Origin of the sequence: Rheinheimera sp. UJ51, assembly GCF_020819615.1 — a bacterium.
GTDB lineage: Bacteria > Pseudomonadota > Gammaproteobacteria > Enterobacterales > Alteromonadaceae > Alishewanella > Alishewanella maricola.
The window spans coordinates 252,221-268,936 of record NZ_JAJHOG010000002.1; the positions used below are offsets into that span (position 1 = coordinate 252,221).

The 16,716-nt window shown below is 48.8% G+C and carries 13 protein-coding genes and 1 other RNA gene; 11 read left to right on the forward strand and 3 right to left on the reverse strand.

From position 1 onward, the window contains the following. Positions 1-49: 49 nt before the first annotated feature. Positions 50-901 (forward strand): 16S rRNA (cytidine(1402)-2'-O)-methyltransferase, encoded by an 852-nt coding sequence (gene rsmI / locus LMJ53_RS03195; RefSeq protein ID WP_229584774.1) that lies wholly within the window; start codon positions 50-52, stop codon positions 899-901. Between the two features lie 7 nt (positions 902-908). Here the strand turns inward: rsmI and LMJ53_RS03200 are convergent, their stop codons facing one another. Continuing rightward, the gene (locus LMJ53_RS03200; RefSeq protein WP_229584775.1) at positions 909-1,982 is read right to left on the reverse strand and encodes an alpha/beta hydrolase; all 1,074 of its coding nucleotides are present in this window, start codon (positions 1,980-1,982) and stop codon (positions 909-911) included. A gap of 184 nt (positions 1,983-2,166) precedes the next feature. Between LMJ53_RS03200 and rnpB the strand changes: the two genes are divergently transcribed. Beyond that, an RNA gene (rnpB, locus tag LMJ53_RS03205) (RNase P RNA component class A) lies at positions 2,167-2,547 on the forward strand. Between the two features lie 63 nt (positions 2,548-2,610). Here rnpB and LMJ53_RS03210 read toward each other — a convergent pair. After that, positions 2,611-5,454: a TonB-dependent receptor gene (locus LMJ53_RS03210; RefSeq protein ID WP_229584776.1), complete on the reverse strand. Its 2,844-nt coding sequence runs from the start codon at positions 5,452-5,454 to the stop codon at positions 2,611-2,613. A gap of 197 nt (positions 5,455-5,651) precedes the next feature. On the opposite strand from LMJ53_RS03210, the gene LMJ53_RS03215 reads away from it, so the two are divergent. Beyond that, positions 5,652-7,046 (forward strand): SH3 domain-containing protein, encoded by a 1,395-nt coding sequence (locus LMJ53_RS03215; RefSeq protein ID WP_229584777.1) that lies wholly within the window; start codon positions 5,652-5,654, stop codon positions 7,044-7,046. 11 nt (positions 7,047-7,057) lie between these two features. Then, the gene (locus tag LMJ53_RS03220) at positions 7,058-8,155 is read left to right on the forward strand and encodes a dipeptide epimerase (RefSeq protein ID WP_229584778.1); all 1,098 of its coding nucleotides are present in this window, start codon (positions 7,058-7,060) and stop codon (positions 8,153-8,155) included. Here LMJ53_RS03220 and LMJ53_RS03225 read toward each other — a convergent pair. Further along, positions 8,152-8,997 carry a MurR/RpiR family transcriptional regulator gene (locus tag LMJ53_RS03225; protein WP_229584779.1) on the reverse strand — a complete coding sequence of 282 codons (846 nt, stop codon included), beginning with the start codon at positions 8,995-8,997 and terminating at the stop codon, positions 8,152-8,154. The genes LMJ53_RS03220 and LMJ53_RS03225 overlap by 4 nt on opposite strands. A 360-nt stretch (positions 8,998-9,357) precedes the next feature. On the opposite strand from LMJ53_RS03225, the gene mraZ reads away from it, so the two are divergent. Genes mraZ through mraY form a run of 7 tightly spaced genes read left to right on the forward strand, consistent with a single transcriptional unit; the run spans position 9,358 to position 16,716 of the window. Continuing rightward, positions 9,358-9,822, forward strand: coding sequence for a division/cell wall cluster transcriptional repressor MraZ (gene mraZ, locus LMJ53_RS03230; protein ID WP_226752164.1), 465 nt, complete (start codon positions 9,358-9,360; stop codon positions 9,820-9,822). Then, positions 9,823-10,764, forward strand: a complete 942-nt coding sequence (gene rsmH / locus LMJ53_RS03235; protein ID WP_229584780.1) for a 16S rRNA (cytosine(1402)-N(4))-methyltransferase RsmH — start codon at positions 9,823-9,825, stop codon at positions 10,762-10,764. Further along, positions 10,761-11,069 carry a cell division protein FtsL gene (gene ftsL / locus LMJ53_RS03240; RefSeq protein WP_229584781.1) on the forward strand — a complete coding sequence of 103 codons (309 nt, stop codon included), beginning with the start codon at positions 10,761-10,763 and terminating at the stop codon, positions 11,067-11,069. Before rsmH ends, ftsL begins: the two co-directional genes overlap by 4 nt. Beyond that, positions 11,066-12,817, forward strand: a complete 1,752-nt coding sequence (locus LMJ53_RS03245) for a penicillin-binding transpeptidase domain-containing protein (protein WP_229584782.1) — start codon at positions 11,066-11,068, stop codon at positions 12,815-12,817. The genes ftsL and LMJ53_RS03245 overlap by 4 nt, the downstream gene beginning before the upstream one ends. Beyond that, positions 12,807-14,264, forward strand: coding sequence for a UDP-N-acetylmuramoyl-L-alanyl-D-glutamate--2,6-diaminopimelate ligase (locus LMJ53_RS03250; RefSeq protein ID WP_229584783.1), 1,458 nt, complete (start codon positions 12,807-12,809; stop codon positions 14,262-14,264). The genes LMJ53_RS03245 and LMJ53_RS03250 overlap by 11 nt, the downstream gene beginning before the upstream one ends. Next, a complete protein-coding gene (locus LMJ53_RS03255; RefSeq protein ID WP_229584784.1) occupies positions 14,261-15,640 on the forward strand; it encodes a UDP-N-acetylmuramoyl-tripeptide--D-alanyl-D-alanine ligase in 1,380 nt (459 codons plus the stop codon). The genes LMJ53_RS03250 and LMJ53_RS03255 overlap by 4 nt, the downstream gene beginning before the upstream one ends. Beyond that, the gene (gene mraY, locus LMJ53_RS03260; RefSeq protein WP_229584785.1) at positions 15,634-16,716 is read left to right on the forward strand and encodes a phospho-N-acetylmuramoyl-pentapeptide-transferase; all 1,083 of its coding nucleotides are present in this window, start codon (positions 15,634-15,636) and stop codon (positions 16,714-16,716) included. The genes LMJ53_RS03255 and mraY overlap by 7 nt, the downstream gene beginning before the upstream one ends.

The window sequence follows — 16,716 nt, forward strand, 5'->3', positions numbered from 1 at the left end:
GGTGTTATCTTACTGACACAACCCGTTAAGCTCAAATAATTAGCGAAATATGACCAAACAAAGCGGTTCTCTTTATGTTGTGGCCACGCCGATAGGCAATCTGGCTGATATTAGCCAGCGGGCGATAGCTACCTTACAGCAGGTTAGCTGTATCGCAGCTGAAGATACTCGGCACAGCGGCAAGTTATTACAACACCTTGGTATCAGCAATCGATTGCTGGCTTTACATGATCACAATGAAAAACAACGCGCCGCCAGCATTATTGAAAAATGCCTTGCTGGTGAAGATGTTGCGTTAATTTCTGATGCCGGCACGCCGTTGATCAGTGACCCCGGTTACAGCCTAGTGCGTTTATGCCGTGAAGCCGGTGTACCCGTAGTGCCGGTTCCAGGTCCTTGTGCCTTGATTACCGCCTTGTGTGCTGCCGGTTTACCGACCGATAAATTTCAATTTATTGGCTTTTTAGCCGCCAAAGCAAGTCAACGGCAAAAGCAATTAGCCGATGTTCCAGCCAATGCTGGCACCATTATTTGTTACGATACGGCCCGGCGTATTTTAGATACTTTAGATGATGTTGCCGCAGTACTGGGTGCTGAGCGGCAATTGGTGTTAGCGAAAGAGCTGACCAAAACCTTCGAGCATTTTGCCTATGGCAACGCCGCGCAAATTCAGCACTGGTTGCGCGAAGATCCGCAGCGCTGCCAAGGTGAAATGGTGTTAATGATTGCCGCCGAAGCCGAAAAGCCAGCTTCAGAGATCAGCGCAGAGGCGCAACGTACGCTGCAACTCCTGTTAGCGGAGTTACCGCTCAAGCAAGCCGCTGCCTTAACTGCGCAAATTCATAACGAAAAGAAAAATGTGTTATATCAATTTGCTCTAGGGCTGAAAAGCCCTCGTTAAACGCGACTCAAAAGTAGTAGAGGTTGCGTGCTGCGTCAAAGGTCAGGCTGTCTTCGGCAGTCTGGCCGTTGAAGGCTAACTGAAAAAAACTGCGCACTTGCGAATTCTCCAGTGGCTTACCTTCAAAGTAAGCATGCGAAGTGCCGACATGGGCCTGCCCAGTAAAATTAATATAGGTGGCGGTTTTAGATTCTAAGCAGCGTAGGTAATGCCCTAAACGCGCTCTTTGTTTCTCACCCATTTTCATGCGCGATGCCCGTAGCGCACTATCATGTTCATTCAACGTGATATACAAGCGATTGCGACACTGAATATTATCTACCCAGTCAGCGTGCCCCGCGTTGTTCGCATCTGCGGCCACCATCACAATATTATCGAAAATTAACTGATCACCGGCATAAACGCTGGAGCTTAACAAATGTTTGTACAGATAATTGCCCATACTGTGTAGCATCAAATTAATGGTAAAGGGGCAGCGCGCAGCGGCCGCGGCCGTAAAATAGCGATCCCACTTTTCAGCGTCATCACCAAATTTTGCCTCGGTTGTTTGTTCTAATTGTTCGACATAATCGGCATGCAGTTGCTGCACAATACTTTGTAAACGCTCGAGCACTCGGTTAAGTGCGCCTACTGAGGCCAGCGCATCGCGTTTGTCGCTTTTATAACTTAAAACACCTTGTACACCGCCACCATTCGCGGGCCAGCTAAAAATCACCACTTCTAAATTATAGTTTTGCTCAAGCTGCTCTGCGCGATCGAGCACCGAGGCTAAATCGTTATTAAAGCCATGCACATACAACATGAGGTGGCGCGAGGGGGTGTAAGTTTTCAGTTTACTGACCAATTGCTTAGCAACGTACTCACTGGCGAACATGCTGTCTTGATCCTGGGCTTTTTTGGCGCTAATTGCTTGGCCCGCGGCATTCACTCGATCCGGAAAGACATTGATGTGCCATTTGCCATTCACGCGGCTGGCTTCAGCTAAACGTAATTCATTGGGGCCTTCTGCGGGTTTGTCGCCAAAGGCGGTTTTTACGGTGGTTTTGCCTGCATTCACGCGCCGATTGGTAATAATAAACATGTTGGCTCCTTATTGAACTAAGGTAGCGAATAAGGCTGGGAGTCGCTGTTGAGGGGACGTTATCGGATTAACTATAGTTGGCCATGGCGGCTTTGCCATCGAATAATGGCACTTAACGCGAGCATTTGTGCTGCAACAGGCAAATATGCTGTTGTCGGCGCGGCTTTTGCGTATAATGGACAGCGGAGTGGGTCAAGGCAATCGCTGCTTGCGCAAGCAAGGGGAGGAAAGTCCGGGCTCCACAGGGCAGGGTGCCAGGTAACGCCTGGGAGGCGCGAGCCTACGACTAGTGCAACAGAGAGCAAACCGCCGATGGCTCAGTCTTTCTTCGGAAAGCCTGAGATCAGGTAAGGGTGAAAGGGTGCGGTAAGAGCGCACCGCGCGACTGGCAACAGTTCGTGGCACGGTAAACTCCACCCGGAGCAAGATCAAATAGGCCCTCTATGGCGCGGCCCGCGTTGAGGGCGGGTAGATTGCTTGAGGCTTAGGGTGACCTAAGTCCTAGAGGAATGATTGCTACTCTGGCAACAGAGCACAAAACCCGGCTTAATGACCGACTCCCCTAATAACGAAAACCGCACGTTGCTAAAACAACGTGCGGTTTTTTATTGCGGGGTGTTAACTCACCTTACATAAACTTGTAATCAAGCAGTAAGGTAAAGGAACGGCCGCGTGGATCGGCAATACGCGGCTCCCATGCTGCACCGGCTGCAAAGTCGTTTTGGTGTGCAGTAAAAGGTGGATCGCGATCAAAGATGTTTTTAATGCCAAAGGTAAAGCTGACATTGTCGAAGCCGCTATAGCTCAAACTATAGTTATAGGTGGTATAGCTGCTGACTTCTGGGTTCCAATCATCTGGAATGTAGCTGCCATTACGCACGCTAACCGGTAATTCATCCTTGTAACCATCGCGGAATAACTGGCTTAACGTATGGCTCCAATCGCCTTTCACATAGCTTAGGTTCAGCGTATGTTTCCACTTGATCGGCAGGTTGTAATAACGAACGTATTCACCCACTAAGTTATCGCTGTAAGGCAGTGAATCTAAGCCTTTGGTTTTGAAGCTGTCAATATAGCTACCGTTCATATTTAAGCGCCAATTACCGTCGGCAAACTCGCCGCTTAAATTAGCGTCAATTTCGATACCACGGGTTAGGGTGCCGCCTGAGTTAATATAACGACGGTCGATGGCGATTACTTGACCGCTACTATCACGGATCCAGTTAGCTTGGAATTGCGCGTAGTTTGCAATCAGCACATCACGAGGCGCGGAGCGGATCGTGTCGGTACGTTCAATTTCCCACCAGTCGACGCTGAAGTTAAAATTGTCATAAGGCGCAGCCACAAAACCGATGCTCTTCTGCTCTGATTCTTCAGGTTGCAGATCTTCTTTACCACCGAAAATCTCTACCGGGCGAATCGAAGCACAACCGGCCAATGTTTCACTGGCGATACCGCTAGCACAGGTGGCAGGATCGGCTAAATCAAGACCGGTGTATTGCGATTCTGTGACGCCGTTGAACAGCTGGTTAAAGGTGGGGACTTTAAAGCCCGTGCTATAAGCACCGCGCACTAAGAAGCCTTCTACTGGCCGCCAAGTAAAGCTCACTTTCGGGTTAGTTGTACTACCAAAACCGTCATATTTGTCATAACGACCCGATAAGCTGACATCTAAACTATCGAAAATCGGTAGATAGAATTCAGCAAATACCGCCTGAATATCCCGGCTGACTTTATCTAACACGTTGGCATTATCGAATGGCGCGTTAAAAATTGGCCGCATCTCGGCGCGTTCATCACCATTAAATTTAAACTCTTCACGGCGTAAATCGACACCGAACGCCGCTTGTAATTCACCGCCAGGTAAGTCAAAACCAAAACCGCCACTGATGGTGGCATCTAATTGCGTCATTAATGACTCGCCGCCATACAATTTAACACCGGTGGCGGAGGCGGCCTCTAATGCTGCGATACCCGCGGCAGACTGGCTTTGACCAGGTAATAAGAAGGGGTTAATTAAACCGCTGCCTAATACTTGTTGCAGTTCAGCGGTGTAATGGTATCCACCGCCAAGGACAGATTCTGACTCACTTGATGCGCGTGATAAACCTGCGGTGTAGTCCCACTCAATACCAGGAATAATACCTTCAAATGCCGCCATCAAACGATAAGAATTAGTTTCAGTATCAATTTCACGACCACCACAGGCCATACAACGCCAGCGATAAGCTATGGGTTGGCCATAATTTAGCTGTGATGCGCCAAAGTAATTGGCTAAAGCATTGTAAATGGTGTTGTAAGACGCACCGGTGCTAGGATACCAAGTGGCAGGACCAAAGGTGGTGCCGGGGGAAATTTGGTTCGGTTCAAAGGCCTTACTGACATCGACTTTGGAAGCAACCAGTTCTAAATAAGCACTGTGATTCTCGTTCAGTTTAAACGAGGCACGGCTGATAAAGTCTGTACTTTCTTGCGGCTGTTGAATACGTGCTGCCGCAGGGTAGTCCCAAGCACAGGCATAACGTGAAGATTCCGAGCTCCATAACTTTTGATCGTAAGGGCCCATCATATCGCCGCCACTTTCACAGCCCGCCGCACCCGGCAAATCTAAAATGTTTACCGCAATGACTGATTGGCCATCACGTGGATCGACTAAACCGGTGCCAATTAAGTTGGGCTGGGTAGCACCACGGTTAAACACGGTAGCAAAAGGGGTACCGCGTGTATCCGGTGATAAGCCGCGATTAGGTTGGAAGGTGTTAGAAAAATCGCGATCTGAGCCTTCTAACGTGGCATTTCGTTTAAAAGACAGGGTACCAAACAGGTTCCAACCATCTTTATTAATGTCACCGGCACCTAATAATAGGTTGGTGCGGTAAATGTTACCACCACCGGCTTCCGTCACATCCATGAAGGCAGAAGCTTCACCACCGGTGTAATCTTTCTTGGTGATAAAGTTAATGACACCGCCGATTGCATCAGTACCGTACATGGCAGAAGCGCCATCCCGAAGCACTTCAACGCGCTCTAAGGCGGCAAAGGGGATTGAGTTTAAATCCACTGCGCGGCCTTTTAAGCCGTGTGTGGCAACGCGGCGCCCGTTTAACAATACCAGGGTGGCATCTGCGCCTTGACCCCGTAAGTTAGCTCCTGAAACACCGTTATTACCGCGTTGTTCTTCAGAAACAATACCGCCGTTACTGGCGAGGTTATCTGAGGAGTTACCGGCAATGTTCAGTTGCATCAGTAATTGTTCAGCAGAGGTGATGCCTTGAGCATCAATGTCTGCCTTACTGAATACCGTGAGAGGTAATGAACCTTCAATATTGGTTCTTTTGATATTCGAGCCGGTAACTCTGATGCGTTCAACTTTTGCATCATCGGCTTCCGGGGTTACAGTATCTTGCGCCATGACGACCGTCGAGCTAAAGCCGGCAAGGGCAATAGACTGAATAAGCCTGTTCAACTTCATTGCAATCTCTCCTGGATGTTACACCCTTTATAGTTTTTTATAACGTTGCGCTGCTTAAGCCTTGCGGCGCTGTGCAGGGATGTTTGATTTCTGCACAAATTTAACATAGCAATCTTTTGTTGGTTTTGAAAATAATTTATGCTAAAAATTAATAATATTTGGAATATTTCATTCCTTGATGACCGAGAGTCGAGCAAATGCGTGGTTTTTTAGCTTTAAAATATGCTTTCGCGGGCGGCTTGTTGCTGCTGATGAGTGGCTTAAGCAGTGCTGCGACAGAACATTTCACGTCAGATATTCCCCTATTAAAAGTCGAGCATTTGTCGCCAGAATATTGGTTAGCTAAGCAGCCCAATGCTGCTGAATTGTTACTTACCCCCAGTCAAATTGTGCAGCGAAATGCCCAAACCTTTGCCCAGCAAGCTGAAATGACTCCGATAGCGGAGATTCCGCTGCAGTTTAGTCGGGCCGAGCTGCTCAAGGTGATCGAACAGGTAAGTGCTATACCGCCGTCACCGCGTTTTTTTGCCGATGGCAAACCACTGCAAGAAAGCGATTGGGCGCCCATCCAGCAACAAGTGAATCGTGCCGGTGTTGCTGCAAACACCAGCACACAATTTGCATTGGTAACGAAACGCAGTGCTTTGTTAGCCATGCCAACCACGCTGCGGGTTTTTAACGACAGCATGTCGTTAGATTTAAATCGCTTACAAGAAACCGCCTTGTTTGTTGGTGAGCCGGTGGCAGTGTTACATCAAAGCGCCGACGGTCACTGGTCTTTAGTGCAAAACTACCACTATAGCGGTTGGGTGGCGACAGAGGCGCTGGCGCTGGCGCCTCGACAACAGGTGCTGGCTTATGCCGAGCAAGCGCCTTTTTTAGTGGTCACCGGCGCGCGTGCTTTTAGTAATTATGTACCAAATCAACCGCAGATCTCGGAATTACAGCTGGATATGGGCACCCGCTTGCCGCTATTATCCGCCGCTGCAGTGGGGCATAACCTCTATGGTCAAAATCCGCATGCCAGCTATATCGTGCAATTACCCACACGTAACGCCGATGGGCAGTTACAGTTAGTGCCGGCGTTGCTGGCGCGCAATCAAGATGTGCATATTGGATACTTGCCTTACAGCACCGAGCATATTGTGCGGCAAGCTTTTAAATACTTAGGTCAGCGCTATGGTTGGGGTTACGACTATAACGGCGTCGACTGTACCGGTTTTTTGGTGGATATTTTCCGCAGTTTTGGCTTGCTGATGCCGCGTAACTCAGGTCAGCAAGGCTATGGCGAATTTGGTCAAAATGTGCGTTTTACTGAACAAAGTAGCAACAGCAGCAAGCTACAGGCGATTAAGCGGGCGCAAATAGGCGATTTTATTTATCGTCCTGGTCATGTCATGTTGTACTTAGGTGAAAGTGCGGGCGAACCCTTTGTGATCCATGCGGTATTTGATCTGGCTTATGTTAATGCCGCTGGCGAATTTTATCGTGGCACCTTAAACAGTGTATCCGTCACGCCCTTGGCACCGCTATATCTCAATGCTGAGCAGAGCTATCTGGATCGTATTTATGCTATTAAATCGTTGCGTTAACTGAGGTTATTATGAAAATTACCGATATCCGTTTGGGTATGCTGAAGGTGCCATTAAAAACACCTTTTAAAACCGCGTTGCGCACGGTGAATGAAATTGAAGATGTGATTGTCATTATCGAGACTGATACGGGACATCGTGGTTATGGTGAAGCTCCGGCCACGGCCGTGATCACGGGGGATATTCATGATTCGATAATCGGGGCGATCCGCACGGTGATGAAGCCCAAATTGATTGGGCAAGACATCAGTGATTTAAACCATCTGATCCGCATTATTCAAAACTGTATTATGAAAAACTACAGTGCGAAGGCGGCAGTGGAAATGGCCGTGTATGACTTATTTGCCCAGCAATATAAAACGCCGTTATACAAGTTACTGGGTGGCGGTGTACCTAAACTAACGACGGACATTACCATCAGTGTCGATTACATCGATAAAATGGTGGCCGATTCCTTAGATGCTGTTGCCCGAGGTTTTGAAACGCTGAAAGTGAAAGTCGGCAAAGATATAGGGGTCGATATCGAGCGGGTAAAAGCGATTTATAACGCTGTGGCAGGTAAGGCGTTGATCCGCTTAGATGCTAACCAAGGCTGGACCGCGAAAGAAGCGGTGTATGCCCTGCATAAGTTAGAAGATGCCGGTGTGCGGCTCGAGCTAATCGAACAGCCGGTGAAATACTATGATCTGGAAGGACTAAAGTATATTACCGAGCGCGTACATACGCCGGTAATGGCCGATGAAAGCGGTTTTGGGCCACGCGAAGTGATTGAACTGATCAAAATGCGTGCAGCCGATATTATCAATATTAAGCTAATGAAAACGGGCGGTATTTCTAATGCCATCAAGATTGCTGATATCTGCTCGTTTTATGATATGCAATGTATGATTGGCTGTATGCTGGAATCGAGCATTAGTGTGGCGGCAGCGGTGCATGTAGCCGTAGCGAAAGCCGATGTGATTACCAAGATTGACCTAGATGGGCCGTCACTGTGTGCCTTTAACCCGGTCACCAGCAGTGTTACCTTTAATGAAGCGGATATTATTATTGGTGATGCCCCAGGCTTGGGCATCACGGATATTCAAGGCTTGCAGATGCTGAGCAGTTAATGCTTTTCCATTAAGCTCATCACCTGCGTATGGTCCGCTAGCTGTTGTCGGTTAGCGGGCTGCTGACACAGCATTAAATACAATAAATGACAGAGGTGCTGCTGCGCTTGTTGTGTAATCAACTGTTGCAGCTGCTCGTCGGTTTCACTGCCCAGCGTGAATAATTGCAAATCCGCCCCGGCGCTTTGCGCACTGGTTTGATAACGCGTTAACGAGATAATCTTAAGTTTGCGCTGTCTGGCAAACACTTCCAACCGCAAAATATCCGCATTTTGACCACTGTCTGAAATCAACAGTAGCACGCTATTAGGCGTGAGGGTGCGTGCCAGTTGTAAACTTAATGCCGGATCGCTGTGATACAAGCCCAGTTTGCCCAGTTCAAGTAAGCGGCATTGCATATCGGCGGCGACAACGGCGGAGTGGCCGCAACCCGCTAATAAAATGCAATCGGCTTTATCTAATAACCGAGCGGCTTGTTTTAAGGTTTTTTCGCTATTAATACTCAGCAGATTACGAAAGCTTTGTGTCAGCCCTAACTGCAATTGTTCGGCGAGCTGCGCTACGCTACCGAGTGCTGTATTTACGTCTTGTTGTTCACGTTGTAGGGTTGATGCGGTCACGACGGCTTCGGTGATGGCCAGTTTTAAATCGGGATAGCCTTTGTAGCCTAATTTTTGACAAAATTTCACCACGCTCGACTGGCTAATGCCAACGGCGTCTGCCAATTGTTGTGATGAATAATCACGCATTAAATGCGAATTATCTAAAATAAAGTCAGCGAGTTTCCGCTCGCTAACGGACAACTGGTCCAACATTCCTTGAATTTTCAACAGACTTAGCATGGTTATTGCCCTTAAACACCGGCAAAGACGCTGCCAGGGGTGATAGCTAATGTTAATTTATATTGAATAAATTATTCCACAATAGCAAGCACGCTGCTTCACTCTGCGCAAAAGGAATTTCCTACCAAAATCATCCACTTCGCTAGAGCGCTTATTTTAGCTCGATCTTATTCGATCTTTGCCGGTGTTTTTACCTTGACAGCAGCGGAAGCGGCACCCTAAACTGTCTCGTTGTGGGGATATGTGGGTAATTGTGGATCATTTTGGTAAATTTGTGGTGATAGTGGTAGCTGACACCCCTTTTTGTCGTCTCTGATACTTTACTCGAGCAACGCAAACTCTTAAGGCGGGCAAACTAAGATGTTTCGTGGATCATTTACACTGACATTAGACGAAAAGGGCCGGTTAGCGCTTCCAGCGCGTTACCGTGAACGCCTTATGTCTGAATTTCAGGGCCAAATGATTTGCACCATCGATTTGCACGATCCCTGTTTGTTGCTATTTCCGCTAGCTGAGTGGGAAGAAATAGAAGAAAAACTGAAATCTCTCTCAAGCTTAAATCCTCAGGAACGCCGTTTACAGCGGTTATTACTGGGTAATGCCACCGACTGTGATATGGATAAAAGCAGCCGTATTTTGTTGCCAGCTTCATTGCGGCAACACGCTGGATTAACGAAAAACATCCGTTTGGTGGGCCAATTAAATAAATTTGAAATCTGGGATGAAGCAGCCTGGCAAGAGCGGCTTGCAGCGGATATTGAGCTGGAGCAAGCAGAAGCCGGTACTGTGGAGTTATCAGAACGATTACAGGATTTTGTACTGTAAATGACCACAAGTCCACATATCTCGGTACTGTTAGCGGAAACGTTAGCAGGCCTGGCAATCAAGGCTGATGGCATCTATTTAGATGGCACTTTCGGCCGTGGCGGTCACAGTAGAGAAATAATACAAGCGTTAGGGCCTAATGGCCGCTTATTCGCTATTGATCGCGATCCTTCCGCCATTGCCGCTGCAGCCCCACTGCTCGCCGATGCGCGTTTTCACATCACCCATAGCCCCTTCGCCGCCCTGGCAAATATCGCCGAACAACAAAACATTTTCGGCAAAATCGATGGCATTTTACTTGACCTTGGCGTGTCTTCCCCACAATTAGACGAAGCTGAACGTGGTTTTAGTTTTATGCGCGATGGTCCGCTGGATATGCGGATGGATCCTACAAATGGCTTATCTGCAGCTCAGTGGTTAGCCCATGCCGATGTCGAAGACATTACTTTTGTCCTGCGGGAATACGGTGAAGAGAAATCGGCTTGGCGTATTGCTAATGCCATCGTTGCCCACCGTGCTGAGCAACCCCTAACACGCACCAGTGAGCTGGCTAATTTAATTAGCAATGTGCTGCCGAAAAGCCCGAAAGAGAAAAAACACCCTGCGACCCGCAGTTTTCAAGCCATTCGTATTTACGTTAACAGTGAATTAGAGCAGGTGAATTTAGCGTTACAGGGCGCAATGGCAGCGTTAAAGCCTGGCGGCCGGCTTTGTGTGATCAGCTTTCATTCGTTAGAAGATCGCCTAGTAAAACAATTTATGCGTCGCCATTCCAAACCTGAACCGGTGCCGCGTGGCTTACCGTTAACGGATGCTCAGTTATATAAGGCGATCCCGCTGCGCTTAATAGGTAAAGCGATTATGCCTTCTGCCGCCGAGCTGGCTGCAAATCCGCGCTCACGAAGTGCGGTGTTGCGTATCGCAGAGAGGCAGGCGCTATGAAACAAGTCCAGCTGATCAAAATCATTGCCCAGGAACTGCAACAACGCAAGTTAGTTATCGCGTTGTTGTTGGCGTGTTTGCTGTCTGCCTTGGCCGTCGTGCAAATGTCGCATTTAAACCGGCAATTAACGATCCAGCAGGACTTAAATTATCAACAGCGTGATCAGCTCGATACCGAATGGCGCAATTTGCTGTTAGAGCAACGTGCGTTAGCCGAACACAGCCGTGTAGAAGAGATTGCGCGGCGACAACTGAATATGCAGCGCCCTACGGGCGATCGTGATATTACGGTGAAATTACAATGAAACGCCCGGTAAGCAAGGCCCAAGCAAAAACCAGAACGCAGCCCGCCGTACTCGGCTGGCGTTTTGCTTTTGTGCTGGTCAGTATTAGCGCGGTGTTTGTAGCCTTGGTTGCGCGGGCCGCTTGGTTACAAGTGCTTGAGCCGGATATGCTGGTTACTCAGGGTGACTTGCGCAGTTTACGCGTGGAATCTGACAAAGTGATGCGCGGCATGATCCTCGATCGGCATGGTGAAGCATTGGCTGTTAGTGTACCGGTAGAAGCCATTTGGGCAGATCCTAAAGAAGTACTGGAGCGCAACGCGCCGGGGGATGAGCGGCGTTGGCATGCGCTAGCAGAAATTCTGCAACTGAGCCCGCAGCAACTTCTTAGCCGCATCGGTGATAACCCGCAGCGGCGTTTTGTTTATTTACAGCGCCAAGTTAATCCAGCAGTGGTCGATTATGTGCGCAAGCTGCGCGTGCCCGGTATTCATTTCCGCCAAGAATCGCGTCGTTATTATCCTGCTGGCGAAGTTGCCGCGCAGTTAATCGGTTTTACCAATGTCGATGACGTTGGCGTAGAAGGTGTTGAAAAACGTTTTAATGATTTACTCACCGGTACAGCGGGTCGCAAGGTCTATCGTAAAGACGCCAAAGGCCGTGAAATCGAAGTATTAGAGCGCGAGCAAGCGACCGAGTCGGCCACCGTGGTACTGAGCATCGATCAACGCATTCAAGCGGTAGCTTATCGTGAATTGAAAAAAGCGGTGTTATCCAATGGCGCTGCGTCTGGCTCGGCAGTGGTGATCGACGTGCAAACCGGCGAAATTTTAGCCATGGTGAATAGCCCCTCGTTTAACCCGAATAACCGCCGTAATACGCCCATCCATCGCTTTCGTAATCGGGCCATTACCGACACCTTTGAACCGGGTTCTACTATGAAGCCGTTAGCGGTCTTAAGCGCTTTAGAGTTTGGCTCGGCCAATTTAGATACGGTAGTGGATGTTAGCCCTGGTTTTATGCGCATTGGTGGCAGTTGGGTGCGCGATCCCTCTAATTACAATCGCTTAGATCTCACCGGTATTATTCAAAAATCGAGCAACATGGGGGTAGCGCGCTTAGTGTTAGAAGTGCCGCATCAACATGTGATTGGTTTGTATCACAATATGGGGTTAGGCCAAGATTCGGGCGCTTCCATTATTGGTGAAAGCACCGGTATTTTTAGTTTCCGCCAGCGTTGGTCTGACTTTGAACGCGCTACCTTTTCTTACGGTTATGGTTTATCGGTTACCGCTGTGCAACTGGCACGCGCTTACGCCACCATGGCCAATGGCGGTATTAACCGGCCACTGAGCATTGTTAAACAAACGGAACCAGAGTTGGGCGAACGGGTATTAAAAGAAGAGTTTGCGCTGGCTATGCTGGAAATGATGGAAGCGAATATTGGTCCTGGTGGCACGGCAACACGTGCACAAGTGCCCGGTTATCGCGTAGGCGGCAAAACAGGAACGGCTCGTAAAGCCGTCGCCGGCGGCTACGGTGATGATTATATCGCTTCTTTTGCCGGTGTTGGCCCAATCAGCCAACCGCGATTAGCCTGTGTGGTGGTGATTAACGAACCTGCCGGTGATTTTTACCATGGTGGCGAGATTGCTGCCCCGGTGTTTGCCAATATTATGGGAGCAGCGATGCAGCTGCTTAATTTGCCACCAGATGGACAGAGCCGCCCAAGGATCACCGCGGTTCGTGGAGGTCAAAATGCCGGTTAATAGTCAACGTTGGTTAGCGAATTACCTCAGTGAAGTGCCGTCTTTAGAGTTGCAGCACTTACGCATTGATAGCCGCGACGTGATGCCTGGCGATGTGTTTATTGCTTTACCCGGCACAACCACAGATGGCAGTTTATTTATTGATAAAGCCTTGGCTCAAGGCGCCGCCTTAGTACTGACGGAAAACACCCATTCGAGCGATAGTCGGGTGTTGGCCATACCACGGCTTAATACGGTGTTACCGAAATTGGCGGCTGACTTTTATGGCCAGCCACAACAGCAACTGACATTAATTGGCGTTACCGGCACCAATGGCAAATCGTCTGTAAGTAGCTTTATTGCTCAGCTTGCTGGCGAGCTTGGTGTTAAGAGCGCGGTGATTGGCACCCTAGGTTATGGCAACTGGCAACAGCTTACGCCCTTAAAAAACACCACGCCGCACTTTGTCGATATTCAGCGCATCCTGGCGGAAATGGTCAGTAAAGGTGTGCGTTTAGTGGCCATGGAAGTGTCCTCGCATGCGTTAGTTCAAAAGCGCGTGGCCGGTTTGCATTTTGCGGCGGCAGTGTTTACCAATTTAAGTCGTGATCATTTAGATTACCACGGCAGTATGCCCGCTTATGCTGCGGCAAAAGCGCTATTATTCAAACCTGAGCAAAGTATGCTGGCCATTGTGAATTTATCGGATGAAACCGGTCGTCATTACGCCGAGCAAATGCAGATCCCTGTGCATGCTTATGGTGCCAGTATCGATTGTAAATCGGATGTGCAGGCATTGAGCTACCAACGTTTGAGCCCAAAAGCCCACGGGACTTATTGTCAGTTAAAGTATGCCGCTAAAAACTACGAGTTAAATTTGCCGTTGCTGGGTGAATTTAATGTGCAAAACGCGCTGGCCGCCGTGAAGTGTTTACACGCCTTGGGCCATTCCCTGTCTGACTTGATTGCGGTAGCGGCTTTATTGCAACCGGTGGCTGGGCGCATGGAACAGTACAGCCTAAAAACCGGTGCGACAGTAGTGGTCGATTACGCTCACACACCTGATGCCTTGGATCAAACACTACGGGCCTTGCGTCAGCATTGTGATAATCATCTATGGGCGGTATTTGGCTGTGGTGGTGATCGTGACAAAGGTAAGCGGCCCATCATGGGGCAACTGGCAGAACAATTAGCCGATCATATTATTCTCACGTCGGATAACCCACGTAGCGAAGATCCCTTACAGATTTTGCAAGATATTGCGGCGGGTATGCATCCGCAAAGCAACTACACCATCGAGCCCGATCGACGCTCCGCCATCAAGTTAGCCATTGCCGAAGCGCAACAGGGCGACATTATTTTGGTGGCGGGTAAAGGCCATGAAACAGAACAAATCATGGGTAACCAAGTACTGCATTACGATGAAAGAGCCTATGTTCAACAATTGGTGGCGGAGATGGCATCATGATCACGCTTAAATTATCAGAGATAGCCCAAATGCTGGGCACCACCTGGCAGGGTGCTGATGTGCAAATCGATGCAGTGAGCACGGATAGTCGAACATTAAGCGGTGCCGCGTTATTTATTGCTTTAAAAGGGGCGAACTTTGATGCCAATCACTTTTTAGCTGATGTCGTCAGTAAAGGTGCGGTGGCGTTAATTTGTAGTGAAGTACCGCCGGTGGACGTGCCTTATATTTTAGTCCCCGACGGGCGTATAGCCTTAGGCCAGTTTGCTGCGGCATTAAAAGCACGCTTAGCTCCTAAAACCATCGCCGTGACGGGCAGTGCCGGTAAAACCACGGTAAAAGAAATGCTGGCGGCTATTTTAAGTGAGCAAGCCGAGGTGTTAGCAACCTCGGGTAATTTCAATAATGACATCGGTGTGCCGCTCACCTTACTACGTTTAACGGCAGCACATCGCTACGCGGTGATGGAGCTGGGCGCCAATCATCATGGCGAAATTGCGTATACCACCGCTTTGGTAAAACCCGATGTGGCGCTTATTACTAATGCTGCCGCATCACATTTAGAAGGCTTTGGCGATATTGCCGGTGTTGCTCGCGCTAAAGCAGAAATTTATCAGGGTATTCCCGCATCAGGCACGGCGGTCATCTCTTTAGACAGTGATTACAGTGATTTCTGGCTCACCCAGGTGGCACATTTACCCTGCCTAACCTTTAGCGTCGATAAGCCACAAGCCGATTTTTATGCTTCAGCAGTGCAATTAGACAGCCTCGGCTGTGCGCATTTTACGTTGCACACGCCAACAGAGCAGCTGCCAATAAGTTTAACGGTGCCAGGGCGTCATAATGTGGCTAACGCGCTTGCCGCCGCGGCAGCTGCCATCGCCATTGGTATCAGTGCGCAGCAGGTACAGCAAGGTTTAGCAAAAATGCGTGCTGTGAAAGGGCGCACTAATCTGATCCAGGTTAGCTCAACGCTAAAAATTATCGATGACACCTACAACGCCAATGTCGAGTCGGTAAAAGCCGCCATTGACTTACTGGCCAGTTACAGTGGCTTTCGGGGGTTGATCCTCGGAGACATGGGTGAGCTTGGCACCAATGCGCGTTTATACCACGAAGAAATCGGTGAATATGCCAAAGCGGCTGGGATTAATCTGTTGTTCACTGTCGGTGTGTTATCACAGAGCGCCAGTGATGTGTTCAAACAGCAAGGAGCACATTTCAGCCAACGGCAAACGCTAATTACGCAATTGCTGCCCATTATTGCAGCCGAAACGGCAGTGACACTGCTGGTTAAAGGTTCGCGCAGTGCGAAGATGGAATTAGTAGTACAAGACTTGCTAGAACGTTGTCAGCAGGAGATCCCAGCATGTTAGTCTGGTTAGCAGAATATCTAACACAATATTACACCGGCTTTAATGTCTTTAGTTATCTGACATTTCGCGCCATTTTAGGCGTGTTAACCTCGTTATTATTAAGTCTTTATTTAGGGCCTAAGCTGATTGCGGCGCTGCAGCGCATGCAAATTGGGCAAGTGGTTCGCAATGATGGCCCAGAGAGTCATTTTTCGAAAAAAGGCACGCCTACAATGGGCGGCATTTTGATCCTCGGTTCAGTGTTAATCTCTACGCTGCTGTGGGCTAATTTAGCCAACAAATACGTTTGGGTGGTGATATTTGTACTCGTTAGCTTTGGGGCTATCGGCTTTATCGATGATTATCGTAAGGTGATCCGAAAAGATCCCCGTGGTTTAATCGCGCGCTGGAAATACCTATGGCAATCCGTATTCGCCCTTATTACCGCCATTTTCTTGTATAGCACCGCAGAGCGGCCAGCTGAAACGGCACTGCTCGTGCCCTTTATTAAAGATGTGATGCCGCAACTGGGTTTATTATTTATTGCCCTCAGTTACTTCGTCATTGTCGGCACCAGTAATGCCGTTAACCTAACTGACGGCTTAGATGGTTTGGCGATAGTGCCGACCATTATGGTGGCGGGGGCTTTTGCCATCATTGCTTATGCCAGCGGTAACGTTAATTTTGCCAGTTATTTAAATATTCCTTATTTACCCTATGCCGGTGAGTTAGTGGTGTTTTGTGCCGCGCTAATTGGTGCAGGTTTAGGTTTCTTATGGTTTAACACCTATCCGGCTTTGGTGTTCATGGGCGATGTCGGCTCGTTGGCATTAGGTGCGGTGCTAGGTGTGATCGCCATTTTGGTGCGTCAAGAGATCGTGCTGTTTATCATGGGCGGAATTTTCGTCATGGAAACCCTGTCGGTGATCCTGCAGGTTGGCTCTTACAAACTGCGTAAACAACGCATTTTCCGTATGGCACCTATTCATCATCATTACGAATTAAAGGGCTGGCCAGAGCCGCGCGTTATCGTGCGTTTCTGGATCTTATCCATCATTTTTGTGCTGGTTGGCCTTGCCACCCTGAAACTGAGATAA

What these genes read in the sequence shown, in the direction of transcription:
- rsmH (WP_229584780.1), top strand. Translation starts at nt 9,823, where the DNA reads ATGACCACAAGTCCACATATCTCGGTACTGTTAGCGGAAACGTTAGCA.
- LMJ53_RS03225 (WP_229584779.1), bottom strand. Translation starts at nt 8,997, where the DNA reads ATGCTAAGTCTGTTGAAAATTCAAGGAATGTTGGACCAGTTGTCCGTT.
- LMJ53_RS03210 (WP_229584776.1), bottom strand. Translation starts at nt 5,454, where the DNA reads ATGAAGTTGAACAGGCTTATTCAGTCTATTGCCCTTGCCGGCTTTAGC.
- ftsL (WP_229584781.1), top strand. Translation starts at nt 10,761, where the DNA reads ATGAAACAAGTCCAGCTGATCAAAATCATTGCCCAGGAACTGCAACAA.
- LMJ53_RS03255 (WP_229584784.1), top strand. Translation starts at nt 14,261, where the DNA reads ATGATCACGCTTAAATTATCAGAGATAGCCCAAATGCTGGGCACCACC.
- rsmI (WP_229584774.1), top strand. Translation starts at nt 50, where the DNA reads ATGACCAAACAAAGCGGTTCTCTTTATGTTGTGGCCACGCCGATAGGC.
- LMJ53_RS03250 (WP_229584783.1), top strand. Translation starts at nt 12,807, where the DNA reads ATGCCGGTTAATAGTCAACGTTGGTTAGCGAATTACCTCAGTGAAGTG.
- LMJ53_RS03200 (WP_229584775.1), bottom strand. Translation starts at nt 1,982, where the DNA reads ATGTTTATTATTACCAATCGGCGCGTGAATGCAGGCAAAACCACCGTA.
- LMJ53_RS03215 (WP_229584777.1), top strand. Translation starts at nt 5,652, where the DNA reads ATGCGTGGTTTTTTAGCTTTAAAATATGCTTTCGCGGGCGGCTTGTTG.
- mraZ (WP_226752164.1), top strand. Translation starts at nt 9,358, where the DNA reads ATGTTTCGTGGATCATTTACACTGACATTAGACGAAAAGGGCCGGTTA.
- mraY (WP_229584785.1), top strand. Translation starts at nt 15,634, where the DNA reads ATGTTAGTCTGGTTAGCAGAATATCTAACACAATATTACACCGGCTTT.
- LMJ53_RS03245 (WP_229584782.1), top strand. Translation starts at nt 11,066, where the DNA reads ATGAAACGCCCGGTAAGCAAGGCCCAAGCAAAAACCAGAACGCAGCCC.
- LMJ53_RS03220 (WP_229584778.1), top strand. Translation starts at nt 7,058, where the DNA reads ATGAAAATTACCGATATCCGTTTGGGTATGCTGAAGGTGCCATTAAAA.